Source organism: Glycomyces sp. NPDC048151 (genome assembly GCF_043202775.1).
GTDB lineage: Bacteria > Actinomycetota > Actinomycetes > Mycobacteriales > Micromonosporaceae > Glycomyces.
This window is the reverse complement of the sequence record NZ_JBIDBB010000005.1, coordinates 361,979-388,307: the sequence shown is the minus strand read 5'-3', so window position 1 is coordinate 388,307 and position 26,329 is coordinate 361,979. Positions and strand designations below refer to the sequence as shown.

Here is a 26,329-nt window from a genome sequence, read left to right as displayed (position 1 = left end):
CAGTGCGCGTTCGGGGTTCAGTCCACGGCGACGGCCTTCTCGGCCGGGACGCCCGCTTCGCGCCATTCGCCCGCGAAGTGGTCGTAGCAGGTGCTGTTGTCGATGGCGTCGCGGTCGGTCGGCGATTCCGCGGTCACGCGGCCGGGGCGTTCGGGGTCGGGGGCGGCCAGCGCGAGCAGTTTCGTGTAGTCGTGGTGGGGGTCGAGGATGACGGCGTCGGAGGGGCCGCGTTCGACGACGCGGCCGCGGTAGAGGACGACGATCTCGTCGGAGAAGTGGCGGGCGGTCGCGAGGTCGTGGGTGATGTAGAGGACGGCGAGCTGGTCTTCGCGCTGGAGGCGGCCGAGGAGGTTGAGGACGCCGAGGCGGATGGAGACGTCCAGCATGGACACCGGTTCGTCGGCGATGAGGACCTGGGCGCCGGGTGCGAGGGCGCGGGCGATGGCGACGCGCTGGCGCTGGCCGCCGGAGAGTTCGTGGGGGCGGCGGGGCGCGATGGCGTCGGCCGGGGTGAGGTTGACGCGTTCGAGCATGTCGCGGACGCGTTCGCGGGTCTCGTCCGGGGTCTTGGTGCGGCCGTGGATTTTCAGGGGCCGGGCGATGTGGTGCTCGATGGAGTGGAAGGGGTTGAGGGAGGCGAAGGGGTCTTGGAAGACCATCTGGACTTCGCGGCGGTAGTGGCCATTGGCGACGGGGATGCCGTCGTCGTGGCGGACTTCGACCGTGCCCGCGGTGGGGCGTTCCATGCGGGTGAGGATCTTGGCGATGGTGGACTTGCCGGAGCCGGACTCGCCGACGAGGGCGACGGTGCGGCCGGGGGCGAGTTCGAGGCTGACGTGGTCGACGGCGCGCAGGCGGGTGCGTTTGAGTCCTGACCGGAGTGTGTAGTCCTTGACGAGGTCGGTGACTTTGACGCTGGTCATGCCTGCTCCTTCGCCGCTGCTTCGGCGGTCTCGTCGATGCCGGTTCTGATGAACGCGCCGCGTTCTCCGGAGAGGCTCGGGAAGGAGCCGAGGAGTTTGCGCGTGTAGGGGTGGCGGGCTTCGCGGTAGAGGCGGTCGGCCGCTTCGAGTTCGACGATCTCGCCTTCGAGCATGACGGCGATGCGGTCGGAGATCTCGAGGAGGAGCGGCAGGTCGTGGGTGATGAAGACGACCGCGAAGTCGAGTTCGTCGCGGAGGCGGACGATCTCGCGGAGGATGTCGCGCTGCACGACGACGTCGAGGGCGGTGGTGGGCTCGTCCATGATCATGATCTGGGGTTCGAGGAGCATGGCCATGGCGATCATGACGCGCTGGCGCATGCCGCCGGAGAGTTCGTGCGGGTAGGAGCCGAGGCGGCTGGGGTCGACGCCGACGCGGGTGAGGACGTCTTCGGAGCGTTGGCGGATCTCCTTGCGGGACATGCGGGGGCGGTGGGCGAGGAGGGTGTCCTTGAGTTGGGCGCGGACGGTGAGGACGGGGTTGAGGGCGTTCATGGCGCCTTGGAAGACCATGGAGAGGCGTTCCCAGCGGAAGGCGCGGAGTTCGGTGTCGTCGAGGGCGAGGATGTCGGTGTCGCCGTCGTCGCCGTGGAAGGTGATGCGGCCGCCGGCGATGCGGGCGGGCGGGCGGTGGAGGCGGTTGACGGCGTAGGCGAGGGTGGTCTTGCCGCAGCCGGATTCGCCCGCGAGGCCGAGGATCTCTCCTTTGTGGAGTACGAGGTCGGCGTTCTTGACGGCGGTGACGGGCTTCTCGGTCTCGTAGACGACGGTGAGGTCTTCGACGGTGAGCACCGCCTGGCGCTGATCGGCGGTCATCGCTCGGTCTCCTTGGTCGGCTGGGCGGGCACGGCGGCGCGGCGGGTCGCCTGGGCGAGTTCGCGTTCGAGGCGGGCCGCGCGGCGGGCGCGTTTGCGGTGCAGGCGGAGGTTCTTGAGCTTGGGGTTGATGATCTCGTCGATGGAGAAGTTGACGAGGGAGAGCCCCATGCCGAACAGGGCGATGATGAGGCCCGGCGGGACGAACCACCACCACGCGCCCAGGGAGAGCGCGAACCCGTTCTGGGCGTAGAAGAGCATCGTGCCGAGCGTCGAGGAGTTAGAGGCGCCGAGGCCGATGAACGAGAGCCCGGCTTCGCCGAGGATCGCCGCGATGACGGCGAACACGAACTGGGAGGCGATGACGGGGAGCAGGTTGGGGAGGATCTCGACGACGATGACCCGCCAGGGCCGTTCGCCCGAGACCTGTGAGGCGGCCACGTAGTCGCGGTTGCGGACCGAGAGGGTCTGGGCGCGCAGGACGCGGGCGGAGCCGGCCCAGCTGGTGACGGCCAGGACGACGGCGATCGTCCACAGTCCGCGGCTCTCGGCCGGGACGAACCCGGAGATGACGATGACCAGCGGGAGGCCGGGGATCACCAGGAACACGTTGGTGAACAAGGAGAACGCCTCGTCGACGACGCGGCCGCGGTAGGCCCCGTAGATGCCGAAGAACGCCGAGAGCGCGGTGGCGAGGAGGCCGACGATGACGCCGATCTGGAGTGACCCGCGGGTGGCGTGGGCGAGCTGCGCGAGGACGTCCTGGCCGGTCTGGGTGGTGCCGAGCCAGAATTCGGCCGAGGGCGGGGTGAGGCCCATGTCGCGGATCGCGCGCGGGTCGCCGACGAGGAGCGGCCCGATGAGGCCGAACAGGGTGATGGCGGCGATGAGGCCGAGGCCGATCGCGAGCCAGGGGGTCATGGTGGGCAGGAGCATCCGCCAGCCCGCGCGGGGCTTGCGTCCGGCCTCGGCGGAGGTCTCGGCGAGCAGTTCGGCGCTGTCGGCGACCGAGGGCTCGCCGGTGGGTTTCAGGTTCGTCATGGTGCGTCTCCCGTCAGGACCGGGCGCGGGTGCGCGGGTCGATCAGGCCGTACAGCAGGTCGACCACGAGGTTGGCGCCGAGCACGGCGAGGGTGATGAAGAGGAAGAGGCCCTGCATGAGCGCGTAGTCGTTGTTGGACACCGCGCCGAGGAGGCGCCCGCCGATGCCGGGGTAGGAGAACACCTGCTCGGTGATGACCGAGCCGGAGACGACGAAGCCGAGCGAGATCGCGAAGCCCGCGACGGATGGCAGGACGGCGTTGCGGGAGGCGTAGGAGCGCAGGATCTTCTTCGGCGAGAGGCCCTTGGCCTCGGCGGTGAGGATGTAGTCCTCGGAGAGGGTGGAGACCATCATGTTGCGCATGCCCAGGAGCCAGCCGCCGATGGAGGCGAGCACGATGGTGAGCGCGGGCAGGAACCCGTACTGGATCGCTGATCCGATGAACTCCCAGTTCCAGCCGGGGGTGAGGACCACGTCGTAGCCGCCTTGCAGCGGGAACCAGCCGAGGACGCGGGCGAGCAGGTAGGTGAGCAGCAGCGCCAGCCAGAAGTACGGGACGGCGGCGAGCAGCGTGGTCGCGGGGATGAGCGAGTCGAGCCAGGTGCCCGGCTTCCAGCCGACGAGCGCGCCGAGCGCGACGCCGAGGACGGCGGCGATCACGGTCGCGAGCCCCACGAGGATCACCGTCCAGGGCAGGGACTGGCCGATCACCTCGCTCACGGGCGCCGGGTAGTAGCTGACCGAGACGCCCAGGTCGCCCTGGACGAGGTTGCCGAGGTAGTCGAGGTACTGCCGCCACAGCGGCTGGGTGTCGTCGCCCCCGAGGAGGAGCGCATACGCCTTCCTGGTCTCGGGCGTGATCTGGCCGCCGCGCTGCTGGAGCTTGGCCAGCAGGATGTCGACCGGGTTGCCCGGGAGCATGCGGGGGATCGCGAAGTTCAGCGTCAGCGCGGCCCACAGGGCGACGGCGTAGAAGCCGATTTTGCGCAGGAAGTAGCTCATGCGGTTCTCCTTCGGGGGCGACGGCCCCGCTACCCCTTCGGCTCGACGTGCTTGAAGATCTCGGCGGCGTCCATCGCCGACCAGACCGCCGGGAAGGCGTACAGGTCGTCGTCGGAGGGCCAGCCGGTGAACTTCGCGGTGTTCCAGACGCTCGTCGTGCCGCCGGTGAGGATCGGGATGTACGGCATGTCGCGCACGATCTCGGTCTGGATCGTGTCGAAGTACGGCTGCCTCGCGGCCGCGTCGTCGAGCGGCAGCTGCACCAGCGCCTGCATCGCCTCGTCGACGACCGGGTTGGCGTAGCGCGAGTAGTTGTTGCCCGCCGCTTCACCGACCTTCGCGCCCGAGGAGGAGTCGAAGAAGTAGTTGTAGAGGTAGTACGGGTCCGCGATCGGGCCCTGCCACAGCGAGTCGATGGCGAGCTGGAAGTTGCCCTTGCCCTTCTTGTCGGTCCACTCGTTCCAGGAGGACTGCGCGGCCTTGATCTCGATCCCGGCCGCGGCCGCCTGCGAGGTGATGGTGTCGACGGCGGTGATGTAGTCGGTCCAGCCGGTGACGACCTCGATGGTGAGCGAGAGGCGCTCGCCGTCCTTGGCGTAGACGCCGTCGTCGCCCTTGGCCCACCCGGCGGCCTCGAGGAGCTCGGCGGCCTTGGCGGTGTCGGGCTCCATCGGCACGGTCTTCTCGGCGACGGAGGACGCGACGAAGGAGTCCTGGCTCGGGGTGAGCGCGAACGTCGGCGACATGTCGCTGGCGGTGTCGGTGAACGCGAGGCTGTTGATCTGCCCGCGGTCCATGGCGTAGTAGAGCGCCTGGCGCACGGCCGGGTCGGTCTGCGGCCCTTCGCAGCCCATCTCGGCGCTCGAGCAGGTGGAGAGGACCATCTGGTTCTGCGCCTGCGTGTAGGCGTCGTAGTTCGGGAAGTTCTTGTTCGTGTTCTGGATGTCCGGGATCGGGCCGGTCTGCCAGTCGATGGTGCCCGCGGCGATCGCGTCGGCCCCGGCCTGGTTGCCCGAGAGCGCGAGGAACCGGATCTGCTTCACCTTCGGCTCGCCGCCCCAGTAGTCGGGGTTGGCCTTGTAGGTGAACGCCTGCGGCTTGAAGTCGCCGAGGAGCCACGCGCCGGTGCCGACGGGCTTCTCCATGACGTCCTCGGCCGGGTTGACGTCCTTCCACAGGTGCTCGGGGACGATCGGCGTGTTGAGGAGGTCGGGCCCGCGCACGAACGAGGGCTCGGCGAAGGTGAGCGTGACGTGCGTGTCGTCGACGGCCGCGACCTCGCCGTCGAAGCCGCCGGTGTTGATGGCGGGGTTCTCTTTGATCATGTTGAACGTGAACGCGACGTCGTCGGCGGTGAACGCCTCGCCGTCGCTCCACTGCACGTCCTCGCGGAGGGTCACCGAGAGCACAGTGCCGTCCTCGTTCCAGGACGACTCGGTGCCCAGCAGCGGGACCGGGTCGGAGACCTCGGCCTTGTTGTGGAAGAACAGGGGCTCGTAGATGGTGCCGAGCGCGCCGATCTTGGTGGGCGAGAACGGGTTGAAGTTGATCTGGTAGTCGCCGGCCTGGCCGGTGTAGGCAATGAGCGTCGTGGTGTCGCCGCCGCCGGAGGAGCCGCCCGAGGAGCAGCCGGTGGCGAGCAGGCCGAGCGCGGCGGCGCCCGCGAGCAGCGCCGCGGCACTTCGCCTTCTGAGGTTGAGAGACATCGTTGTCCTTTCAGGACCGTGGAGGGGGATCTCCACGGGACGGGAGGGGTGGCGTCCGCTCCGGGCGCCGCGATTATTATTAACGCGTTAAATTAAACGTGTCAAGAAGAAGTTTCGGGTCGCTGAACGGGTACTGAACTGGAGGACCGCATGGCCGACACCGCGAGTGGCGGCGCCGCCACCGCCGGGCGCGTGCTCGACCTGCTCCGGACCCAGGGCACGCTCAGCCGCGTCGAGCTCGCCGAGCGCACCGGCCTGACGCCCGCGACCATCACCCACACCGTGCGCCGCCTCATCGAAGGCGGCCTCGTCCACGAGATCGGGCGCGGCCACCAGCGCGGCCGCGGCCAGCCCCGGCGGCTTCTCGAACTCGACCCCGCCGCCTGGTACGCCGTCGGCATCCAGGTCGACCGCACCACCGCCACGATCGTCGTCCTCGACTTCGCCGGGACCCGCGTCGCCGACGCGGGCCTGCGCGGCTCCGGTGGCGACGGCCCCGAGGCGACCATCGCCGCGCTCGCAGACCACGTCGACGACCTGCTGCGGCGCAACGGGATCGACCGCGACCGGGTCCTCGGGGCCGGGCTCGTCACGCACGGCCCGCAGGACCGCGAGCGCGGCGTGCTGCTCACCGTCCAGCCCGACCCGGCCTGGCTCGAGTTCCCGCTCACGGCGACGCTCACCGCGCGGCTGGGCCTCCCGGTCCTGCTGGAGAACGACGCCACGGCGGCCGCGTTCGGCGAGCAGTGGGCCGGGGCCGTCCCCACCGACACGTTCGGGCTCGTCTACATGGGATCGGGCATCGGCGGCGGCGTCATCGTCGACGGCGAGAGCTACCGGGGCCGCGCCTCCAACGCCGTCGAGATCGGCCACATCGCCCTCGGCGACACGCCGTGCTTCTGCGGCAACCGGGGCTGCGCGCAGGCCGAGGCCGGGCCGCGCACCGTCGTCGAACAGGCGCTCGCGGATCCCGGTCTCGCCGCGCGCCTGGGCATCGGCGGCGACCCGGACGACACGCTCGCCGACTTCGAGCGGCTCGCCCGCGCCTGGCGGACCGGCGATCGGGACGCCGCCGCGCTCCTGGAGCGGTCCGCGCGCTGGATCGGCCGGGCCGCAGTCACCCTCGTGAACCTCTTCGACCTCGACACGGTCGTGCTCGCCGGCCCGGCCTTCGCGACGGCCGGGCCGCTCTACCGGCGGCACGTGGCCGCCGAACTCGAACGGCACGCGCTCGTCCGGACCCTCAGCAGGCCCGAAGTGCGCCTGTCCGCGAACGCCGCGACCGCGGCGGCGACCGGCGGCGCGCTCCACGTGCTGCGCGCCTGGGCCGGGCGCGCGAACGGGCAGGCCGGGTGACCGGCTCCGAAACCGGATCGGCGCCGTCACGCCCAGCCAGTATGGTGGTGCGGATCGATCGGGGCCCTTCACGGGACGGGCCCTCCACGGCGACAGGCTCAGGAGGCCGCTTTGAGGGCGTTCGGCTCGGACACGCGCATGTCCACGCTGGCCGTGGTGCTCGACCTCGTCCGCGAGCGCACCACCGTCAGCCGCGTGGAGCTCGCCGAGGCCACCGGCCTGACGCAGGCGACCATGACGCACGCCGTCCGGCGGCTCATCGCCCTCGGCATGGTCCACGAGGTCGGCACCGCCCGCTCGACCCGCGGCACCCCGCGGCGGCTGCTCGAACTCCAGCCCGACGCGCGGCACATGGTGGGCCTCCAGTTCGACCGGTACACGGCGGTCGGCGTCGTCGTCGACCTCGCCGGGCGCGTGGTCGCGCAGACGGCGATGCCCGGCTCCGGCGACCGCGACCCCGGCGCGGTCCTCCTCGACTACGCCGCCAGGATCGAAGCGCTGCTCGAGGAGTCGGGCGTCCCCCGCGACGGCGTGCTCGGCATCGGCCTCGCCACGCACGGCCCGCAGGACCGCGAAGCGGGCGTGCTCCTCGCCGACTACCCCGCCCCGGCCTGGCGCGGCTACCCGCTCGCGGCCGAGCTCTCGGCGGCCACCGGCCTGCCGGTGCGGATCGAGAACGACGCGACCGCCGCCGGGCTCGGCGTCCAGGCGCAGGGCAGCGCCTCGTCGAGCTTCGCGGTCGTGTTCATGTCCGGCGGCATCGGCTCCGGCGTCATCCTCGACGGGTTCCCGTACCGGGGCGTGACCTCGAACGGCGTCGAGCTCGGGCACATCTCCGTCGACGCGCTCGGCGACACCTGCGGCTGCGGCAACCGCGGCTGCCTGGAGATCGTGGGCGGCCCGAACGCGGTGCTGCGCCAGGCCAAGGAGAACGCCGGACTCGCGAAGCGGCTCGACCTCGAAGGCGACCAGCTCGACGCGTTCATGCGCGTCGGCCGGGCCGCCCTCGCGGGCGACCCCGAAGCGGCCGCGCTCATCGACGCCTCGGCCCAGATGCTCGCCGTCGGCACCGTCTCGCTGGTGAACATGTTCGACGTCGGCCGCGTCGTCCTCGCCGGGCGCGCCTTCGCCGACCTCGGCCCGCGCTACCGGGACGCGATCCAGGAGGCCCTCGACCGCTCCGTGTTCATGCGACAGGTCCACAGCGTCCGCGTCGAACTCGCCGACGACGTCTCCCAGGCCCCCGCCATCGGCGGCGCGGCCATGGTCCTGCGCAACTTCCTCGAGTCCTCGGGCCTGCGCGACCGCGACGCCGGATAGCGGCCCGGGACCGCAGCCGAGGCGGCGCGGCTGCGACCGGGGAGGGTGTACCGGTACACTTCGGCGCGTCGCGAAACCGAAGGGGGCACCACCATGAGAATCGTCGTCATCGGCGGCTCCGGCCACATCGGCACCTACCTCGTCCCCCGCCTCGTGCGCGGCGGCCACGAGGTCGTCAACATCAGCCGGGGCACCAGCAGCGCCTACACCGAAGCGCCCGAATGGGCAGAGGTCCGGCAGGTCGTCGCCGACCGCGAACGGCAGGACGCCGACGGGACCTTCGGCGACACCGTCCTCGCGCTCGAACCCGACGTGGTGATCGACCTCGTCTGCTTCACCCTCGCATCCGCGACCGCGCTCGTCGAGGCCCTGCGCGGCCGCGTCGCGCACCTCGTCCACTGCGGGTCCATCTGGCGCTACGGCAAGAGCCGCAAGCTGCCCATCGCCGAAGGCTCGGACTCGGCCGAAGCGCCGCTCGACGAGTACGGCGTCGAGAAGGACCGCATCGCGCGGATGATGAAGGCCGAGACCGCTTCCGGCGGCCTCGCCACCACCACGATCCACCCCGGCCACATCGTCGGCCCCGGCTGGCACCCCATCGGCCCGCTCGGCAACCTCGACCCCGCCGTGTGGGCGACCGTCGCGGCCGGGCGGCCGCTCCAGGTCCCCGGCAGCGGCGCGGAGATGATGCACCACGTCCACGCCGACGACCTCGCCCAGGCCTTCGAACTCGCCGTCGAGCACCGCGACGCGGCGGCGGGCGAGGACTTCAACATCGTCGCCCCCACCGCCCTCAGCGTGCGCGGCTACGCCGACATCGCCGCCGCCTGGTTCGGCCAGACCGCGATCCTCGAGACAGTGACCTGGGACGAGTTCCGCACGGCCGTCGGCGACGGCCACGCCGACGCCTCCTGGGGCCACCTCGACCGCAGCCAGTGCTTCACCATCGAGAAGGCCAAGACGCTCCTCGGCTACGCGCCCGCGTACGAACCCGAAGCGGCCGTGCTCGAATCCCTGCGCTGGCTCCTCGACAACGGCCAGCTCGAGACCCCGAACCCGCTGCAGGTCTAGCGGTAGCGGGCGGCGAGCGCGGCGGCCCGTTCGCGCAGCGCGTCGCGAAGCGACTGCGGCGCAAGGGCTTCGGCATCCGCCCCGAGCTGCCAGAGCGCCCACTCGGCGTGCTCGGCGTCCTGGTAGGTGACCTCCAGGCGCAGCCCGCCGCCCGGTTCCGAGGCCTCGGCGCGCACGGCCACCGCCGAGTCCAGGAGGGCTTCACGGCGGGCCGGGTCGACCCTGACGTGCACCGTGAGATGGCCCTCCGCGAGGAACCGCGCGCACCGCTCCTGCCAGATCCGGTCCAGGTCCACCTGGTCGGGCCGCTCGGCGGGCTCGGCCAGCGCCTCGGCGGCCAGGCAGCGCGACAGGCGGTAGGTGCGGTCCTCGTCTTCCTTCGTGGCGAGGAGATAGGCCTTGTCCCGCACGGTGACCAGGCCGATCGGCTCCACTGTGCGCCATGCCGGGTCCTCCCCCGCGGCCGCGTAGTGGAGGCGGATCCGGCGTCCGGCCAGGACCGCGCGGCGGACCTCGTGTATCACGGGCCCGGGGATCCGCTCTGCGCCTGAGCGCCGTGAGAGCAGGTCCGTCTCCGGTTCGACGAGGAACCGGCCGACCGCGTCCCCCACGGTGGCCTGGTGGCTCGCGGGCAGGGCGTCGATGACCTTCCGCATCGCCGAGGCGAGCGCCGATTCGAGGCCGAACGCCTGCTCGCCTCGGCCGGACCCGGCCGTCAGGAGGGCAAGGGCCTCTTCGTGGTTGAGGCCGGTGAGCTCGGTCCGGAAGCCGGGCAGGAGTTCGAAGCCGCCGTGGCGGCCGCGTTCGGCGTAGACCGGGACGCCCGCGGCCGAGAGCGCTTCGATGTCGCGCAGGACGGTGCGGGTGGAGACCTCCAGCTCGGCGGCCAGCGCGTCCGCGGTCATCCGGCCGCGCTGGCGCAGCAGGAGGACCAGGGAGACCAGTCGGTCGGCGCGCATGCGGAAACTCTACTGGAATACCTGACACAGGATGTCGTGATTCGTTGCGAGGCTGTTCCTCGCGGCGGCACCGTGCCGCCCGGTAGGCAAGGAATGGAACCGAAGTGACGATGGAACGTACCGCGGTGAACCCCGTGCAGTGGTCGGTCGAGCTGGGCTTCAACCAGGGCGAGCTGGTGACCAGGCAGGCCCGGACCCTGTACTGCTCGGGGCAGACGGCGATGGACGCCGACGGGAAGCCGCAGCACGAGGGCGACATGGCCGCGCAGCTCGCGCTGAGCCTCGACAATCTGGAGGCGGTGCTGGGCGCGGCCGGGATGTCGCTCGCGAACCTGGTGCGGCTCAACGTCTACACGACCGATGTCGATGCGCTCTTCCCGCATTACGGCGTCCTCGCGGCCCGCCTCGGCGCGGCCGGGGTCGCCCCGGCGACGACGATGCTGGGCGTCACCCGCCTGGCCGTGCCGTGCCAGATGGTCGAACTCGAAGGCACCGCCGTGGCGTAGGCGGATGCCCCGTGCAGGGTACGGAACGACGTACCCGGCACGGGGCGTCCCGTTCTAGGCGTGGCGCAGGAGGAACGCCTCGGTGAGTTCGAGGAGGTGCTCGCGGGCGGGGACGGTCTCGAAGCCGTGGCCGACGCCGTCGACCACGTGCTTCTCGAGCCGGTCGCCGTAGAGGCCGTCGTACCCGTCGAACACGTCCGCGCCGAACAGGTGGTCCTCGCTGCCGACGGCGAGGAGCACGGGCCCGTCGTGGCCCGCGGCGTCGGCGAACGCGTCGACGGTCTCGGCGTCGTCCACGAACCGCTGGAAGACCGGCGTGCCGCCGAAGTCGTCGTAGCCGTGCTCGTCGATCCGGGCCTGGCGCTCCCGGTTGGTCTCGTTCCCGACGGCGATCGCGGCTGGGGCCCACAGCGAGAGCGACCTGACCTGGCATTTCGCGGCGGCGAGTGAAGCGGTGAGGCCGCCGAGGCTCATGCCGAGGAGCGAGAGCCGCTCGGGGTCGACGCCGGGCTGCGCGCCGACCGCGTCGAGGGCGGCGAGGGCCTGCGAGACCTGGTCGGAGACGGTGATGTCGCCGTATTCGCCGTCGGAGTCGCCGCCTCCGGCGAAGTCGAACCGGTAGGCGGCGATGCCGCGCTCGGCGAGGCGGCGGCCGAGGCGCACGAAGGTGTGGCCGAACTCGGTGCGGTTGCCCGAGAAGCCGTGGCAGAGCACGACGGCGGGGGCGTCGTTCTGCTCCGGGAGGTGGACGGTGCCGCGAATGGTTCGGTCTTCGTGTCGAAAGTTCAGGGGTTCCATGCGGGGCAACCTAACACGTGGAAAACGTTTCGTCCTGTCGGAGGATTGTACTCCCGGAGTGTGGGCCGGGCCTGGACTGACGTTGGGGAGAAAACGTTTCGCACAGGCCCGGCGGGGAGGTTAGACGAAGCGCCAGAGGTGGTCGGCCGCGCCGGTGTCGTCCCACGTGACGACCTGGGCGCCTTGGGTCTTCGAGGCGTTCTGGACGCCGAGGACCTTGCCGCCGTTGGCGCACTGGATGCGGAACGCGCCGTTCGAGCCGTACCGCAGGCGCCAGCGGTGGTCGTTCGTGCCGTTGTCGTCCCACTGCATGACGCGGGCCCCGGCGGCGGTGGAGGCGTTCTCGACGCCGAGCACCTTGCCGCTGTTGCCGTTGCGCAGCTTGAAGTACCCGCCGGTGTCGAGCACGGCGGTCCAGAAGTGGTCGGGGGTGCCGGTGCTCCCCCACTGGACCGCGAGGCCGCCGTTGCCGGTCGACATGTTCTGGACGCCGATGACCATGCCGCTGTTGACGTTCTGGATCCGCCGTGCCCCGTCGGGGACGAAGCGCCAGAGGTTGTCGGCGGTCCCGTTGTCGGGGTCCTGCACCGCCTGGCCGCCCGCGGCGGTCGAGGCGTTGAGGATCGCCAGGAGCTTCCCGGTGTGGGCGTTGCGGATCTTGTGGCGGCCGTCCCCGGTGTCGACGAGGGTCCAGAGGTGGTCGGCGGTGCCGTTGTCGCCCCATTGGAGGACGCGGGCGTTGTCGGCGGTCGACATGTCCTGTACGCCGAGCACGAGCCCGGAGTTGCGGTTGCGGAGCTTGACGTTCGAACCGGAGGCGACGACCTCCCACTTGTGGTCGGCGGTCCCGGTGTCGTTCCACTGCAGCGCGAATCCGCCTGCGGCCGTCGACATGTCCTGCACGCCGAGGACGAGGTTCGAGTTGGCGTTGTAGAGCTTGAACGCTGGCGCGGCGCTCGATCCGCCCTCGCCGCCCGCGTTCCAGTAGACGGTGTAGTTGTGGCCGTGGGCGTCGTAGAACGGGCCGAGGTTCACTGCGGAGCCGTCGGCGGTCGCGGTGAACGCGAGCGACGAGGTGCTGGTCCGCTGGACCGAGTCGACGTCGAGCGAGGGCAGGGTGCCGAGCGCGGTGCTGCCGTAGTTCCCGGACAGGACCGTGGGGCCGTAGACGACCGCCGAGACGTTCTCGTCGTCGTTGGCCGCTTGCATGTGGAGGCGCATCGGGAGCTTCACGGTGACTGTGTCGCCGGAGGCCCACGTGCGGGTCAGCGCCGCGTAGGTGCCTGGCGTCGCGGTGACCGCCTGGGCCTGGCCGTTGACGCTGATGACCGCGCCCTCGGTCCAGGCGGGGATGCGCAGGCGCATCGTCCACGAGCCGGAGGCGCTGCCGCCCAAGGTGATCGTCGTAGTGTCGCTCACGGGGTACGAAGTGGACTGCGTGACCGTGATGCCGCGATCGGTCCAGTTCAGCCGCGAGGGCGTGTACAGGTTCACGTAGAGGGTCGTGCCGGCCCGGAAGTACACGGAGTCCATGAGCTTGGTGAACGTCTCGATGCCGGTGCCCTGGCAGCACCAGAACGAGTTGTAGTCGGTGCTCCAGGTGCCGCCGCCCCAGGCCGGGCCGACGCCGCGCCGCCCGCCGGGGTTCAGCGGCGTGAAGTAGGTGATGTGCCCGTGAGCGTCGGCGGGGTTCTGCCAGCCGATGAGGTGGTTGAGCAGGGCGCGCTCGTAGTAGTCGAAGTACGCGGCGTTGTCTGGGTCGAGCAGCCACAGCTCGCGCGTCAGCTTGAGCATGTTGTAGGTGTTGCAGCCCTCGCACGTGTCGGTGTCCAGGTAGGACGCGATGGCGTTCGGCGGACGGAAGTGCTCGGCCTCGGAGTTGCCGCCGATGACGTACGTGTGCGCGCCGGTGACGATGCTCCAGAAGTTGCGGGCGATGTCCCTGTACCTGGCGGTGCCGGTGGCCTTGTACTCGCGGGCGGCCCCGATCGCCTTGGGCACCTGGGTGTTCGCGTGCAGGCCGTTGAGCGCGTCGGTCCCGGCCGCGAGCGGGTCGAAGACGGCGGCGTGGTCGAACCGCTTCGCGGCCGTCATCCACCGCTCGGTGCCGGTCTGCTGGTAGAGGTCGGTGAGGACGGCGTTCATGCCGCCGAACTCGCGGCCGAGCACGGTCTGCATCTGGGATGAGGAGAGCCGCGCGGTGCGGGTGTCGACCCAGCCCGCGAAGGCGAGGAGCACGTCGCGGGCCTGCGTGGAGCCCATGAGCCGCCACACGTCGAGGAGCCCGGCGAGGGTCTTGTGGATGACGTAGTACGGGACGTTGCCGTTGGTGAGGGTGCCGTTCTCCAGGGCCGTGAAGTCGGATTCGGGGAAGCCGCAGAGGTACCCGGCGGCGAATCCGGCGGCCGCGTTGTTGGCCTGGCACTTGGCGAGTTCGGCGACCATGGTGTTCGCCTTGTCGCGGCAGACGGTGTCGCCGAGGACGGCCCAGGCCTGGGCCCACGCGGTGAGGAAGTGGCCCTGCATGTGGGTGCGGAACGGGAAGGTCGGGGCGTCCCAGCCGCCGTTGGCGGCCGCGCCCCCGGTGGAGAGCTTGTGGTTGGCGCGGAAGTTGTACATGAGCCGGTTGACGTCGACGAACCGCAGATAGGTCAGGGTGCGGTTCTGGTTGTCGAGCCAGCGGCCCGCGTTCAGGGTGACCTGGCCGAAGTCGAACTCGTATGCGGCCGCGCCGATGTCGGGCCTGGCGGGCGCGAGTGCGGCCTGCGCGTGGCCGCCGCCGACGCCGGGGGCGGTGGCGGCCACGGCCGCGACGCCCGCGGCTTGGAAGAGGCGGCGGCGGCTGAGAGGGGACGTTGGCATGTGTTCCTCCGTTGCATGTTACCGAGAACCACACTGTAGCGGAGATCGATAGCTTTGAATACGAACCGGTTCGACGAATCTCCCCGGTCCGTTCGCTCAGGGCGTCGCGACCTCGAATCGCCGCACGGTCACCGCCCCGCCGAGGGCGGTCGTGGCGTGGTTGAAGACCGCGAAGCGGTAGCCCATGAAGAACGTCCAGTTGCTGTTGAGCGTGAACGCGGGGCCGAGCGGGACGAAGGTCGTGCCGTCCTCGCTGTAGGAGAACTGGGCCTGGCGGCCGGAGCCGGGCCGGATGTCGGCCTTGGCGCGCAGCCAGACCTTGGTGCCGCACAGGTCGGCGCTCGCCCGCTGTGTGCCGGTGCCCGTGGTGTTCCAGCTGGAGTCCATGGTCAGGCCGTCCCACATGACCGCACGCAGGACGCCGTTGTCGCGGCGCACGCCGATCCAGGCCGAGGCGTCGCGCAGCATCGCCAGGCCGGTGCGGTCGCCGTCCCTCATGGACGCGAGGTCGAGTTCCACGGTGGCCGTGGAGCTCGGGCCCTGAATGCGGTGGGTGAGGGTGTTGCGGGCCGCGTAGAGGTCGCCTGTGACCGTCGCTGTCTGGAGCCGGAGGCCGTTTCCGGCGGTCCACTTCGTGTTGTCGGGGTTGTGGTTCCACTCCCATTTGGGTGCGAGAGCGGCGGTGGTGAACGTGTCGGCGCCCGTGAGCGGCGGCACCGGGCGCGGGGTGAGGTTCGGGAACGGGTAGGTCTGGCCCCAGGCGCCGTTCACGGTGGTGACCTGCGGCCAGCCGTCGGCGGTCCAGGTGATCGGCGCGAGGGCGGGCATGCGGCCGCCGGGGTAGGCGTCGACGAAGGCCATGTAGTACCAGGCCCCGCCGGGGGTGGAGACGAGGCCGCCCTGATGGGGGACGCCGCCGCCGGGGATCGGGCCGGGCATGTCGAGCAGGACCTGTCGCAGTGTGTAAGGGCCCCAAGGGGACGAGGCCTTGAGGATGTACTGGCCGTTGGCGGGGCGGGTGAGGAAGATGTAGTAGCTGCCGTTGATCTTGTAGAAGCGCGCGCCTTCGAGGGTGCCGATGTTCGCGGGCGTGGTGAAGACCTGCTGGTTGCGGACCTCGGTCTTGCCGTCGGCGGAGAGCTGGGCGACGGAGATCTGGGTGTTGCCGTACGCGACGTACATGGTGTTGTCGGTGTCGACGAGCATCCCGGCGTCGTAGTAGGCGCGCGGGAGCTGGGCGTGCTGCGTCCACGGCCCGGCGGGGTTCGTCGCGGTGTACATGTAGGAGCGGGCGAAGTCGATCTGTCCGAGCCAGTAGAAGCGGTTCTCGCTGGGGCGGTGGGCGAGTGTGGAGGCCCAGATGCCGCGCACGTAGCCGCGGCCCCCGTTGAGGTCGTACTTCGCGCCGAAGTCGAGGCGGGGCACGGAGTGGCCGATGAACTCCCAGTTGACGAGGTCCCAGGAGCGCAGGACGGGCGCGCCGGGCGAGTAGTGCATGGTCGAGGCGGTCATGTAGAAGGCGTCGCCGACGCGGATGACCTCCACGTCGGCGAAGTCCTGCCACACGACCGGGTTCGCGAAGGTGGTCTGCTGCGCTTCGGCGTCGCCGACGGCGTAGGGGGCGAACAAGGCGGCTCCGGCTGCGAGGCCCGCGCCCGTGACGAACAGGCGGCGGCGGTTGGCGGTGTACTGCAGGGCGTGGTCGATCCAGTTCATGGTGCTCCTCAGCCGAGGTCCGTCTCCCAGACGATGCCGCCGCCGGAGGCGTCGGCGGCGAGGCGGTCGAAGGCCCGCTCGTCGCCGTAGAGCGCCCAGCGCATCCAGTCGATGCTGGTGGCGACGGTCTGGGGGTAGGTGGGTCCGTTCCAGATGAATTCGTCGTGGCCCTGCCCGGTGTGGGTCATGAAGGCCTTCGGGGAGGTCAGTTCGCTGTAGGCCTGGCGTGCGAGCGGGTACTTGCAGATCGGGTCGAGGTCGCCGTGGACGAAGAGGGCCTTGGCGTCGACGGTGCCGTCGGGGTCGCCCATGTCGACGCAGGCGTACGGGATCGCGGTGGTGACGCGGGGGTCGGGCCAGGCGGTGAGGAGGCCGTGGGTGGTCATGCCGCCCAGGGAGTGTCCGGCGGCGCCGACGCCGCGGCGCAGGTCCATGCATCCCTCGAAGGGGTCGCCGGAGCCCTTCTCGTTGAGGGCGAGCGTGCGGGAGAGGACTTCGGAGACGTCCTTGGACTGGTTGCCGTTGTAGACGTCGCCGATGTTGCCTTCGGCGCCCGTGGTGGTCGTGGGGAACACGGGCGAGGGGACGATGAACCCGGCGGCGACGAGCGGCCAGCTCATGACGCCGTAGCTCTCGGGGTTGCCGCCGAGGCCGTGGCTGAACTCGCAGACGGGGAACTTCCCGGGGGCGAGCGGGGCGTCCTTGACCGGGTCTGCGCCGGGGGTTCCGGTGGCGGGGTAGAAGATCCGGGTGGTGAGGCGGCGGGTGCCGCGGCTCCACGCGAACTCGCGCCAGCCGACGGCGTACTGCTTGCTGGGCGCGTGCCGTGCGGTGGCCGGTACCGGCGCGATCGTGGCGGCCGCGACGCTCGCGGTCGCGGCGGCGGTGAGGCTCAGGACGGTTCTGCGCTGCATGGGTTTCCTTCTGTCGCGGTGATTGGGCGGGGCGGCCGGTTCGGTATCGCTCGATGGCGCCGGCCGCCCCGGGTCTATGCGCCGGCGAGGGCGGCGAACACGGTGTCGGCGCCGCACGTGGCGGCGACGGCGGTCAGCGTCCACTGCTGGTTGGCGGCGCCCGTGGGGGCGTACTGCACGATCTGGGAGCCGGGGGTGGTCGACCAGTTGTGGACGTCGAGGGCCTTCCCGGAGCGGCGGTTGACGATCGCGTAGTGGCCGCTGGAGTCGCGGGTGACCTTCCACTGCTGGTTCTCGCCGTCGTGGCGGGTCCACTGGATGACGTTCGCGCCGTCGGCGGTGCTGGCGCCGGAGACGTCGAGCACCAGCCCGGAGCCCCGGGCCTGGATGACGTGGTAGCCGTTGCCGAGGTCGATGAAGCGGAACTGCTGGTTGGTGCCTTCGAAGTTCGTGTACTGGGTCAGGAGCGCGCCGGTCGCGGTGGAGGCGTTCTGGATGTCGAGGACGAGGCCGGAGTGGCGCGACTGGACGGTGTACCAGTCGCTGGCGGTCGGCTGGGCCTCGGCGCGGTCGGGCGCGAGGCCGAGCAGCCCGGCCGTGGCGAGCACGGCCGCGGCGGCGAGGGCGGCCAGGGCGCGGGTCCACCTCGCCAGGACCGCGAGGTCGGGTGCCGGGTGCGGGGTCATCGGTGCTCCTGTTCGCTTGCAGGGCCTCGAATGCCGGGGTCGAGGCTTCCGAAAGTTTCGAATAGTGAATCGAAACTTCCGAATACAAGTTATCGATAACCCTCGATCTGTGTCAAGTGTGGAACCGGTATCGACCCGAAACTATCGACGCAACCGCAGCTAGACTCCACGGATGACCTCCTCCCCCGGCACCGCCGCCGACCCCGCCCCCCAGGCCGGTCCGTTCACGATCGCGCAGCTCGCAGAACACGCGGGCGTCTCCGTCGCCACCGTCTCCAAGGTCGTGAACGGGCGGCTCGACGTCGCGCCCGAGACCCGCGAACTCGTCGAGGGCCTCATCCGCCAGCACGGCTACCGCCGCCAGAAGCGGCCCTCCCGGCCCGCTCCGCTCATCGAGCTCGTCTTCCACGAGGTGCGCGGGCTCTACCCGGTCGAGGTCATCAACGGGGTCAGCTCCGTCGCCCGCGCGAACGGCCTCGGCGTGGTCGTCTCCGAACTCGGCGGGAGCCACGTGCCCGGCCGCGGCTGGGTGGAGGACGTCCTCGCCCGCCGCCCCGTCGGCGTCATCCCCGTCTTCTGCGGCGTCACCGAGGAGCAACGCGAACGCCTGCGCGCCAGGGACATCCCGATCGTCGCCGTCGACCCCACCGGCGAGCCCGGACACGACGACCCCTCCGTCGGCACCAGCAACTGGAACGGCGGCCTGGAGGCCACCCGGCACCTGCTCGAGCTCGGGCACCGCCGCATCGCCGTCATCACCGGCCCCGAACGCGTCCTCGCGGGCCGCGCCCGCCTCGACGGCTTCCGCGCCGCGATGGACCTCGCGGGCGTCCCCGTCGACCCGGCGCTGGTGTGCCTGGGCGACTTCCAGATCGAGGACGGCCGCGACCACGCGCGCACCCTCCTGCGCCTCCCCGACCCGCCCACGGCGATCTTCGCGTGCAACGACGGATCGGCGCTCGGCGTCTACCACGCGGCCGCCGAGCTCGGCCTGCGCGTGCCCCACGACCTCAGCGTCGTCGGCTTCGACGACCTGCCGAAGGCGAAGTGGATGATCCCGCCGCTCACCTCCGTGCGCCAGCCACTTCGCGACATGGCCGCCACCGCCGCCGCGACCCTCCTCGACCTCACGCAGGGCCGCACCCCGCCCAAACGCCGCGTCGAGATCGCCACCGAACTCGTCCTGCGCGAGAGCACCTCCCCGCCCGCCCGCTGAGGCGCGGACGGGCGGGGAGGCGGGTCAGCCCAGGGTCCACTGCTGGTTCGACCGGCCGTGGCAGGTCCACAGCACCGCCTGCGTGCCGTTCGCGGTCGCCGCGCCGTTCACGTCGAGGCACAGGCCCGACAGACCGTTCCTGACCGTGCCGTCCGCCTGGAGCGACCAGCGCTGGTTCGCGCCTCCGTGGCAGGACCAGATGATCACCGGCGTGCCCGCGGTCGTCTGGTTCTCGTAGGCGTCGAGGCAGCGCCGCGACCCTCCGCTGTAGACGGAGAGCTCGCCGGCGGCGTTCAGCGTCCACTGCTGGTTCGCGCCGCTGTGGCAGTCCCAGATCTGCACCCGGGTCCCGGCCGTGGTCGAGGAGTTCGGCACGTCGAGGCACCGGCTCGAGCCCGTCGAGCGCAGCTGCCCGGTCTCGTCGCCTCCGCCGCCGGTGGCCGGGGTCAGGTAGACCGAGTACGCGTCGCGGGCGCTCTGGATGTTGACGGGCACCGTGATCGAACCGCTCGCGGTGCTCACGTCCTGGCTGTACACGACCTGCGGCGCGCTCAGCGGGGCCGCTTCGGGGATGCGGTTGACCGTGACGTGGACGTTCCCGCCCTCGGTCAGCCACGGCACCGAGGCCAGGCCGTTGAACGTCACCGTCGTCGAACCGGTGGTGCCGTTGATGTTCCCGAGCACGGCCACCGCGCGCCGGGCCGCCTCGTCCTTCGACGCGGAGATCGCCGTGCCGTTCACCTGCCCGGAGGTCTGCACGAGCGTCCCGGTCATGTCCGCATAGGACTTCATGACCCACCAGTTGCCCGTGGTCTGCCAGGTGCCGCCGGACTGCGTCAGCAGCCCGGTCAGGTTCGGGGTGAGGCAGCAGACCCAGTTGCCGCGGATCGCGTTGTCGTAGTCGGACTGGGCGAACCGCGCCAGGTACCAGGCGGTGACGTTGGCGGTCTGCATGTTCTGCGGCTGGTACTCGTTGGCCGAGAGCGGCAGCGCCGGGATGCCGTTGCGCGCCAATGCGGCCAGCGTGGCATCGCCGACCGCCACAGGGTCGTCGACGTTGCCCAGGGTGTGGTTGGCGATCATGTCGGGCAGCGTGTTCGCGGCCTTGACGTGCGCGAGGAAGGTCTGCCACTGCTCGGGGCGGCGGTCGGGCGTGTACGCGAACGACGGGCCGACGATCTCGGCGTCGGGGTCGACGCGCTGGATGGTGCGCACGGCCGTGTCCCACATCTGGAAGTACTGCGGGCTGTTGACCCCGCGCGTCCAGAAGATGTCGATGTCCGGCTCGTTCCAGATGTCGTAGCTGATCGGCAGGCCGGTGTCGCGCAGCTGCCCGACCACGGTCTCCAGGAAGGTCACCCAGTTCGAGCAGTTCCCGTTGTCGCAGGGGTACATGGTGTTCGCACCCTGGCCGCCGTACGCGCCGTACATGTCGCTGAGGATCGCCTGGTACTGCGCGTTGTGCGGGGCGGCGGTGAAGCGCCGCGCCTGCGAGGTGATCGAGCCGAGCACGGCTTGGGTCGCCTGGCCGTTGCGGTAGCCGTCCTCGATCCAGCCGCGCGAGACGTGGCCGCCGCCGCGGAACGCGTTCATCCGCAGGGGGTCGAGCAACGAGGCGGGCGGCTGCGAGCCGTCCGCGTTGACGCCGTAGAGGAAGCCGAGCCCGACCCCTTCCGACGGGCCCGCGTCGGAGGCGAGGTTGACGGTCAGCCCCGTCTGCGCTTGCGCCGCCTGCGGTGCGAGCAGCTGCGCGGACAGGACCATGAGGAATGCCAGGAGGAGCGCGGCGGTGCCGCGACCTCGCGATGTGAGCGCTCTCAGTCTCATTCGTACTCCAGGTGTCGGGTGCTTCTCGGATGGGAGCGGCCGCAACGGAAGACGGCGGTGGACGCGGCACCGAGGGGGACCGGGCCGCTGCGAAACTTTCGCCTCACAGAGCGAACGTTTCGATCACACCACCATAGACAGTTGTCGATATCTGGTCAAGGCGCGCGGAACGTCGGCAGCCCCGGATAGGCTCCGGCCATGCCGAACTCCTCGTACCTCTGCACCACCGACCGGGAATCCCTCTACCCGTCGACCACGGACGACGGTTTCGAACCGGACACCGGCGTCGTCGCCTACGACGTCCGCTGCGTCCCGCTGCTGTGGCTCGCGCTCTTCCGCCCGGCGGACATCCGCACCGAGACCATCCTCATCGAGGCCGACCCCGACGCGACCTTCTACGAGTTCGACGAGGCCACCGGCGACTTCGTCGAGACCGACGAGGAGGACGAGGACGAAGAGGTCGAGGCCGTCGCGCCCCTCGTCGCCAAGGACCTAGCGCTCGCCCAGCTCGACGCCGCCCTCCCCGCGCTCAACCGGATCTTCGAAGCCGAAGGGCCCCTTGACGAACACGCGGCGATGCTCCGCGACGCCGTCGCCGCCGCGCCCGGGAAGTTCATCACCGTCGAGCTCGACGAGATCGAAGGCCTCTGGGAGGAGGGCGCCTTCCAGCCCGCGCTCCGCGCCGCACTGGCCGCGATGGACGGCGGAGCCGCAGGCCGGGACGAGCTCGTCGCCATCGCGCAGCTGCGGACCGGAAGGACGTTCCCTCCGGCCCGCCTGCTCCTCGCCGACCACGAACCCGTCGACGACGACTACTGGAACCTCTCGCGCCTCCTCGGCGCGAGCTTCAGCGCCCCCGTCCCCTGGGAACCGGTGGCCTGAACGACGAAGGCCGGGACGGCGCAGGAAGCGCCGCCCCGGCATGGTCAGGCCGAGGGTCTAGCAGGCCCCAATCTCCTCCCAAGGGCCGTAGGCGATCCCGGGCTCCTGGTTCCTGGTCCACCATTCGGCCCGCCAGAGCGATCCGTCGAAGACCGCCTGGCCGCCCTCCTCGTAGACCGTCGAGGGCGTCCACGCCGCCGCGACCGTCCCGTCGCACACGGACCTCGCGCCCGACTCCGCCCACGCACCGTACGCGGATCCGCCCGGCACCTGGTTGTTCGCGGTCCACTGCGCCGTCCACACACGGCCGTCGTAGACGACCCGCGCGCCTTCGGCGTAGCGCTCGCCCTCCTCCCAGTCCGGCACGTTCCACACCAGGCCATCGAGGGCGGTGTCGAGCGCGTCGGCGGCAGTGTCCACCGCAGACTGAGCGGCGGTCTCGTCAAGACCGTTCGCCTCCGCCGCAGCGGCTTCGAGGGCCGCCCAGGACTCGGCGGTCCAGTCCGCCTCGTTCAGGAGGACGGTCCGGTCGAGCAGCAGGTCGACCAGGGTCCGGTCGACCGTCCGCTCCAGGAACTCCAGCTCGGCGATGTTCGCGAAGCCGTTCGGCGTGTAGTAGCGCAGGTAGCGGTACTCGGTCGTGTCGGTGATCGCGACACTCCCCCACTCGGCCTTCGTCACCCCCGAGATCGTCGCGAGCGTGGTCCACGTCGAGCCGTCGTTCGAACCCTGGATCTGGGCCCCGTTGGCGCGCAAGTGGTTCCCGGTGCGCGGCAGGAAGTCCACGCCCGCCAGCGCGGTCGCGTTCCCCTCCCCCAGGTCGACCTTCACCCATCCGCTCCCGGTCTTCGTGTCCGGCGACGTGGCCGGGTCGCCGTCGAAGGCCCGCCAGCCGTTGGCGGCGGCGTCCACGGTGCCGTCCCAGGAGATGCTGGAGGCGGTGACGCCCGACTGCGGGACCTCGATCTCGGGGAACAGGGTCGTCTGCGGCACGATCAGCGCCGCCGCCGCGAGCAGGTCGCCCAGGAGGGCGGTGCGGTTGGCGCCTCCCTCTGCGAGGGCGGCCCTGATGCGGGCGACCTCTTCCTCGTACAGGTACGCGCTGGCGCGGGTGGCCGTGCTCGTGTCCTCGACGCGGGCGTCGAAGTAGGAGTCGTCGTAGGCGAAGTCGCCGTAGAGCTCGACTTCGGCGAGGTTGCCGTTCCAGACGTTGGCGTTGTTGATGCGGAAGTACCGGTAGTACTCGCCGATTGTGGCGTTCTGTCGTTTCCAGCTGCCTTGGGCCGCACCGGACACCGGCTGGGTGAGGTCGGTCCAGGTCTGGCCGTCGTTCGAGCCTTGGACGAAGGTGCCGTTCATGCGGGCGAAGCAGCAGGCTCGCGGCAGGAACATCGCCTCGTCGAGCTTCACCGAGGCTCCTGCCCCGAAGTCGACCGTGTAGTAGGCGTTGCCGCTGTTGAGGTCGCCTTCGGTGGCGGCGTCGCCGTCGAACAGGAGGTAGCCGATCTGTTCGGCGCTGAGGCCGTTGCCGGGCCACTGCTTGTCGGAGGCGAGGACCGTGGCGAGGTCGGCGACGTCGATGTACCGGTCGCGGTCGCCCGCGATGTACAGCTTCGTGCCGTCGGTGGTGCCGTGGAAGGTCGGTCCTTCCCAGCCTCCGGCGTCCACGTAGTCGACGGCGAGGGTGACGTTGCCGGGTTCGATGCCGTCGAGCGCGACGGAGGCGGTCCAGGTGACGCCGTCCTCCGATGCGGCTTCGGCTTCGATGCCGGAGACGTTCACGGTGAGCGCGTCGATCGGGGCCTTGGCCGTCACGGTCACGTCGACCGTGTCGCCCATCGCGATCTTGCCCGCGACCGCCTGTTCGGAGGCGATCGAGGCGGTCTTGACCTGGTTCCCGATCTCGCGGCGCTCGCCCCAGATGTGGAACTCGTTCATCTCGAACAGGTTCCGCACGACGCCGTAGAGGACGTCGGGCAGGGGTTCGAGCATCTGGACCTTGATGTACCGGAACTCGTCGTCGCGGAGGTCTTCGACGACGTCGAGAGTGTTGAAGTCCTGGGTGTAGGCGGTGACGCCCGGGGTCAGGCGGGTCCATGTCGTGCCGTCGTTGGAGCCGTAGACGGCGGAGTTGGCGAGGCGGTCGGCGAAGATGTTGCTCTGGAAGCCGAACTTCTCTGCCGAGACGCGGTAGTCGGGACCGAAGTCGAGCGTGTGGGAGAGGTTTTGGGCGAGCCCGTACCAGACGCCGGTCTGGTTGTCGTCGTCGGTCATGTTCCGGGCGGCGTCGCCGAGGGTCGAGGTGGCGAGCCGCGACGAATAGTCGAGGCTGCCGTCTTCGATGAGCGGCGAGGCGAGGCGCAGTCCGTCCACGGCGGTGACGAGGTCGGCCAGCGCCGCGAGGTATTCGCTGTCGGTGCCCTGCTTGCGCAGGGCTTCGGCGGCTTCGTGCGCGTCGGTGTAGGCCTGCTCCGAGGCGGTTTCGTAGACCGCTTCGGCGTCGTGGTCGGCGGCGATGAGGGCGAGGGCCCCGGCCCGGTCGCCGCCCGCGACGAGTTCGAGGCGGCGGGACGTGGCGGTCTCGCCGTCCGAGGCGGTGATGGTGACGACGGCCGAGTCGGCTTCGGCGGGCGTCCAGGTCAGGGCCCCGGTGTCGGCGTCGAGGTGTGCGCCGTCGGGGAGGCCGCTGGCGCTGTAGGCGATCGAGTCGGCGCCGGTCGCGGCCTGGTCCGCGGTGAGTTCGGTTCCGGCCCATCCGAAGACGCGCGCGGGCGCGTCGGCGAACGAGGGCGGGGTGAGCTCGGCGGCGACGTTCGTGTTGATGTGGTCGATCTCGACGGCCGCGCCTTCGGCTTCGATGAAGATGATGTCGCCCAGGGTCTTCGCGAGGACGACGTACCGCCATTCGCCTCCGGTGTCGGGGACGAGCACGGTGGTGTCGTAGCCGTATCCGAAGCGGAGTTCGGCCGCGCCTTCGGTGCGGACGCGGAAGGCCGTGGAGGGCTTGCCGTTGCCGCCGTTGAGGTAGGCGATCTCCGAGCCCGGCTCCATGCGGACGTACTCGTCGGCGGCGGTCACGTCCCCGGCGAGGTGCGTGTAGCGGTCTTCGACTTCGAGGATGGTGCCGCTCGGTTCGAGCGGCGGGACCGGCTCGCCCGCGGCTTCGGCCGGGGCGAAAAGCCACGAGTCGCCGCCGCCGTCGCCGTTGTCCCAGGCGTTGTTGACGCCGCCGCTGCGGTACGAGAGCGGCCCGGGGCGTTTGGCGTACGCCTCGGCGTAGTACGGGGCCATCGTCTCGATGTCCTGGCCGAGCGTGAACTTGTAGTGGTAGTAGATCTCCCAGAAGCTCGCGGTGGCGTACCGGCCGCGGTAGGAGTTCGAGATGTGGTTGTAGGTGTCGCGGATCGTGCCGTCGGGCGAGATCGCATACGCCACGGGCGTCCACTCGGTGTCGTAGCCCTGCATGAACTGCCAGAAGTAGTCGGCGGCGTCGAGGATGCGGTCGCCGAGGAACTCGTAGGGGCCGACGGCGTTCGCGGCGGTCGAGACGGTGCCCGTCTCGGGGTCCACTTCGGTGCCTTGGGCGAGGAGCATGCGGGCGAGGATCACGGCGTTGGTGATGTCGCCGCCGCCGTGGGCCTGGTCGCGGCCCATCTCGACGTGCTGCACGTGCGGGTCGACCGCTTCGCCGGTGGCGTCGTTGTGCGTGACCATACGGAACAGGCGCGAGATGGAGCCGTTGAAGCCCTGGTCCTTGGCGGTCGAGTTGACGGTGTACCACTCGACCTTCTCGTCGTAGAGGTCCTTGTCGTCCATGAAGATCGCCCCGGCCATGGAGCCCATGAGCGGGTAGTTGTGCTGGTTCATGAACCGGTCCGGCGAGGACATGAACGTGGCGATCGAGGGCTCGATGAGGTTCGCGGTGAGCGCCTGCGTGTCCGCCTCGGTCCACGGGTGGGCCTCGTCCGCGCCGCAGCTGGTGTAGCGCAGCAGCTCGGCGGCGGTGACCATGCGGTTGAGCGGGATGCCGGTGTGGATGTGGGAGTCGGTGAAGTACTGGTACTTCGCCGGGTCCATCTGCTCCCAGATGCGGATGATGTCGAGCGCGTTCTTGCGGTGGACCGGGTCGCCCGTCAGTGTCCACATGACGGCCTGCGTGTAGGCCTTGAGGCCGTCGGCGATGAACCGGGAGTTGAATCCCTGGCTGTTGAACGCGTCGGAGGCCGGTTTGGTCGGGTCGGCGCTGGAGCGGTTCGAGGAGGTCTCGTTCGTACCCGCCGCACCCGACTGCTTCATGGCTTCGAAGGAGGAGGTCCAGGGCTCGGCTCCGACGGCGATCTGGTCGCGCACGTTCTGGAGAACCGGTTCGGTGAGGCCGACGCCGGGGTGGGTGAAGCCCTGTTCGCTGACGGTGGAGTGGAACTGGACGTCGCAGGCGGTTGTCGACTGCGCCGACGCGGGCCGGGCGCCCATGGGCGCGAACAGGAGCGAGCCGACGGCGAGCGCCAGCGCGAGGGCGAGCACGGCGGCTCGGGCGAGGGGGCGGCGGTCGTCGTCGGCTGCCGTTGAGCGGTGCATGGCGGGTTCCTTCTTCAGGTAAACATCGAGTTCGATATATATCTCAACATCTGCGGAAGCTGCCGGGGTGGCGTCGGGTGCCGGGCGCGGG

At 70.5% G+C, this 26,329-nt stretch carries 19 protein-coding genes; 6 read left to right on the top strand and 13 right to left on the bottom strand.

What is annotated here, in order from left to right:
* Window positions 1-17: 17 nt before the first annotated feature.
* From ACGGCP_RS14305 to ACGGCP_RS14285, 5 genes are read right to left on the bottom strand one after another with little or no spacing between them, the layout of a single operon-like run.
* Window positions 18-923 (bottom strand): ABC transporter ATP-binding protein, encoded by a 906-nt coding sequence (locus ACGGCP_RS14305; RefSeq protein WP_392965898.1) that lies wholly within the window; start codon window positions 921-923, stop codon window positions 18-20.
* Entirely contained in the window at window positions 920-1,798 is an 879-nt protein-coding gene (locus ACGGCP_RS14300; protein ID WP_392965895.1) for an ABC transporter ATP-binding protein, read from the bottom strand. Before ACGGCP_RS14300 ends, ACGGCP_RS14305 begins: the two co-directional genes overlap by 4 nt.
* A complete protein-coding gene (locus ACGGCP_RS14295; RefSeq protein ID WP_392965892.1) occupies window positions 1,795-2,838 on the bottom strand; it encodes an ABC transporter permease in 1,044 nt (347 codons plus the stop codon). The genes ACGGCP_RS14300 and ACGGCP_RS14295 overlap by 4 nt, the downstream gene beginning before the upstream one ends.
* Before the next feature lie 13 nt (window positions 2,839-2,851).
* Window positions 2,852-3,841, bottom strand: a complete 990-nt coding sequence (locus tag ACGGCP_RS14290; RefSeq protein WP_392965889.1) for an ABC transporter permease — start codon at window positions 3,839-3,841, stop codon at window positions 2,852-2,854.
* A gap of 29 nt (window positions 3,842-3,870) precedes the next feature.
* Window positions 3,871-5,547, bottom strand: a complete 1,677-nt coding sequence (locus ACGGCP_RS14285; RefSeq protein ID WP_392965886.1) for an ABC transporter substrate-binding protein — start codon at window positions 5,545-5,547, stop codon at window positions 3,871-3,873.
* Between the two features lie 150 nt (window positions 5,548-5,697).
* Between ACGGCP_RS14285 and ACGGCP_RS14280 the strand changes: the two genes are divergently transcribed.
* The 3 genes from ACGGCP_RS14280 (at window position 5,698) to ACGGCP_RS14270 (ending at window position 9,294) form a co-directional block, all read left to right on the top strand.
* Complete coding sequence (locus tag ACGGCP_RS14280; protein WP_392965884.1) at window positions 5,698-6,903, top strand: ROK family protein; 1,206 nt, start codon at window positions 5,698-5,700, stop codon at window positions 6,901-6,903.
* A 138-nt stretch (window positions 6,904-7,041) separates the two neighbouring features.
* The gene (locus tag ACGGCP_RS14275; protein WP_392965881.1) at window positions 7,042-8,223 is read left to right on the top strand and encodes an ROK family protein; all 1,182 of its coding nucleotides are present in this window, start codon (window positions 7,042-7,044) and stop codon (window positions 8,221-8,223) included.
* A 93-nt stretch (window positions 8,224-8,316) separates the two neighbouring features.
* Window positions 8,317-9,294, top strand: coding sequence for an NAD-dependent epimerase/dehydratase family protein (locus ACGGCP_RS14270; protein WP_392965879.1), 978 nt, complete (start codon window positions 8,317-8,319; stop codon window positions 9,292-9,294).
* On the opposite strand, the gene ACGGCP_RS14265 is transcribed toward ACGGCP_RS14270, so the two are convergent.
* The gene (locus tag ACGGCP_RS14265) at window positions 9,291-10,253 is read right to left on the bottom strand and encodes a helix-turn-helix transcriptional regulator (RefSeq protein WP_392965876.1); all 963 of its coding nucleotides are present in this window, start codon (window positions 10,251-10,253) and stop codon (window positions 9,291-9,293) included. The genes ACGGCP_RS14270 and ACGGCP_RS14265 overlap by 4 nt on opposite strands.
* Window positions 10,254-10,363: 110 nt before the next feature.
* On the opposite strand from ACGGCP_RS14265, the gene ACGGCP_RS14260 reads away from it, so the two are divergent.
* A complete protein-coding gene (locus tag ACGGCP_RS14260) occupies window positions 10,364-10,759 on the top strand; it encodes a RidA family protein (RefSeq protein ID WP_392966319.1) in 396 nt (131 codons plus the stop codon).
* A gap of 54 nt (window positions 10,760-10,813) precedes the next feature.
* On the opposite strand, the gene ACGGCP_RS14255 is transcribed toward ACGGCP_RS14260, so the two are convergent.
* The 5 genes from ACGGCP_RS14255 to ACGGCP_RS14235 all read right to left on the bottom strand — a co-directional run bounded on the left by ACGGCP_RS14255 (window position 10,814) and on the right by ACGGCP_RS14235 (window position 17,735).
* Window positions 10,814-11,557, bottom strand: a complete 744-nt coding sequence (locus ACGGCP_RS14255; RefSeq protein WP_392965873.1) for an alpha/beta hydrolase — start codon at window positions 11,555-11,557, stop codon at window positions 10,814-10,816.
* Between the two features lie 120 nt (window positions 11,558-11,677).
* A complete protein-coding gene (locus ACGGCP_RS14250; RefSeq protein WP_392965870.1) occupies window positions 11,678-14,419 on the bottom strand; it encodes a beta-L-arabinofuranosidase domain-containing protein in 2,742 nt (913 codons plus the stop codon).
* A gap of 96 nt (window positions 14,420-14,515) precedes the next feature.
* The gene (locus ACGGCP_RS14245) at window positions 14,516-16,135 is read right to left on the bottom strand and encodes a family 43 glycosylhydrolase (RefSeq protein WP_392965867.1); all 1,620 of its coding nucleotides are present in this window, start codon (window positions 16,133-16,135) and stop codon (window positions 14,516-14,518) included.
* Between the two features lie 8 nt (window positions 16,136-16,143).
* Window positions 16,144-17,049, bottom strand: coding sequence for an alpha/beta hydrolase family protein (locus tag ACGGCP_RS14240; protein ID WP_392965864.1), 906 nt, complete (start codon window positions 17,047-17,049; stop codon window positions 16,144-16,146).
* Window positions 17,050-17,123: 74 nt separating this feature from the next.
* Window positions 17,124-17,735 carry an RICIN domain-containing protein gene (locus ACGGCP_RS14235; protein WP_392965861.1) on the bottom strand — a complete coding sequence of 204 codons (612 nt, stop codon included), beginning with the start codon at window positions 17,733-17,735 and terminating at the stop codon, window positions 17,124-17,126.
* A gap of 172 nt (window positions 17,736-17,907) precedes the next feature.
* Here ACGGCP_RS14235 and ACGGCP_RS14230 point away from each other — a divergent pair, with 172 nt between their 5' ends.
* A complete protein-coding gene (locus ACGGCP_RS14230; protein WP_392965858.1) occupies window positions 17,908-18,951 on the top strand; it encodes a LacI family DNA-binding transcriptional regulator in 1,044 nt (347 codons plus the stop codon).
* 24 nt (window positions 18,952-18,975) lie between these two features.
* Here ACGGCP_RS14230 and ACGGCP_RS14225 read toward each other — a convergent pair whose 3' ends face one another.
* Window positions 18,976-20,778, bottom strand: coding sequence for a ricin-type beta-trefoil lectin domain protein (locus ACGGCP_RS14225; protein ID WP_392965856.1), 1,803 nt, complete (start codon window positions 20,776-20,778; stop codon window positions 18,976-18,978).
* A 198-nt stretch (window positions 20,779-20,976) separates the two neighbouring features.
* Between ACGGCP_RS14225 and ACGGCP_RS14220 the strand changes: the two genes are divergently transcribed.
* Window positions 20,977-21,660 carry a hypothetical protein gene (locus ACGGCP_RS14220; protein WP_392965853.1) on the top strand — a complete coding sequence of 228 codons (684 nt, stop codon included), beginning with the start codon at window positions 20,977-20,979 and terminating at the stop codon, window positions 21,658-21,660.
* Window positions 21,661-21,717: 57 nt separating this feature from the next.
* Here ACGGCP_RS14220 and ACGGCP_RS14215 read toward each other — a convergent pair whose 3' ends face one another.
* The gene (locus ACGGCP_RS14215) at window positions 21,718-26,238 is read right to left on the bottom strand and encodes a discoidin domain-containing protein (RefSeq protein ID WP_392965850.1); all 4,521 of its coding nucleotides are present in this window, start codon (window positions 26,236-26,238) and stop codon (window positions 21,718-21,720) included.
* Between the last annotated feature and the right edge of the window lie 91 nt (window positions 26,239-26,329).

Coding starts and splice junctions, on each gene's coding strand:
- ACGGCP_RS14305 (WP_392965898.1), bottom strand. CDS start 923: ATGACCAGCGTCAAAGTCACCGACCTCGTCAAGGACTACACACTCCGG.
- ACGGCP_RS14300 (WP_392965895.1), bottom strand. CDS start 1,798: ATGACCGCCGATCAGCGCCAGGCGGTGCTCACCGTCGAAGACCTCACC.
- ACGGCP_RS14295 (WP_392965892.1), bottom strand. CDS start 2,838: ATGACGAACCTGAAACCCACCGGCGAGCCCTCGGTCGCCGACAGCGCC.
- ACGGCP_RS14290 (WP_392965889.1), bottom strand. CDS start 3,841: ATGAGCTACTTCCTGCGCAAAATCGGCTTCTACGCCGTCGCCCTGTGG.
- ACGGCP_RS14285 (WP_392965886.1), bottom strand. CDS start 5,547: ATGTCTCTCAACCTCAGAAGGCGAAGTGCCGCGGCGCTGCTCGCGGGC.
- ACGGCP_RS14280 (WP_392965884.1), top strand. CDS start 5,698: ATGGCCGACACCGCGAGTGGCGGCGCCGCCACCGCCGGGCGCGTGCTC.
- ACGGCP_RS14275 (WP_392965881.1), top strand. CDS start 7,042: ATGTCCACGCTGGCCGTGGTGCTCGACCTCGTCCGCGAGCGCACCACC.
- ACGGCP_RS14270 (WP_392965879.1), top strand. CDS start 8,317: ATGAGAATCGTCGTCATCGGCGGCTCCGGCCACATCGGCACCTACCTC.
- ACGGCP_RS14265 (WP_392965876.1), bottom strand. CDS start 10,253: ATGCGCGCCGACCGACTGGTCTCCCTGGTCCTCCTGCTGCGCCAGCGC.
- ACGGCP_RS14260 (WP_392966319.1), top strand. CDS start 10,364: ATGGAACGTACCGCGGTGAACCCCGTGCAGTGGTCGGTCGAGCTGGGC.
- ACGGCP_RS14255 (WP_392965873.1), bottom strand. CDS start 11,557: ATGGAACCCCTGAACTTTCGACACGAAGACCGAACCATTCGCGGCACC.
- ACGGCP_RS14250 (WP_392965870.1), bottom strand. CDS start 14,419: ATGCCAACGTCCCCTCTCAGCCGCCGCCGCCTCTTCCAAGCCGCGGGC.
- ACGGCP_RS14245 (WP_392965867.1), bottom strand. CDS start 16,135: ATGAACTGGATCGACCACGCCCTGCAGTACACCGCCAACCGCCGCCGC.
- ACGGCP_RS14240 (WP_392965864.1), bottom strand. CDS start 17,049: ATGCAGCGCAGAACCGTCCTGAGCCTCACCGCCGCCGCGACCGCGAGC.
- ACGGCP_RS14235 (WP_392965861.1), bottom strand. CDS start 17,735: ATGACCCCGCACCCGGCACCCGACCTCGCGGTCCTGGCGAGGTGGACC.
- ACGGCP_RS14230 (WP_392965858.1), top strand. CDS start 17,908: ATGACCTCCTCCCCCGGCACCGCCGCCGACCCCGCCCCCCAGGCCGGT.
- ACGGCP_RS14225 (WP_392965856.1), bottom strand. CDS start 20,778: ATGAGACTGAGAGCGCTCACATCGCGAGGTCGCGGCACCGCCGCGCTC.
- ACGGCP_RS14220 (WP_392965853.1), top strand. CDS start 20,977: ATGCCGAACTCCTCGTACCTCTGCACCACCGACCGGGAATCCCTCTAC.
- ACGGCP_RS14215 (WP_392965850.1), bottom strand. CDS start 26,238: ATGCACCGCTCAACGGCAGCCGACGACGACCGCCGCCCCCTCGCCCGA.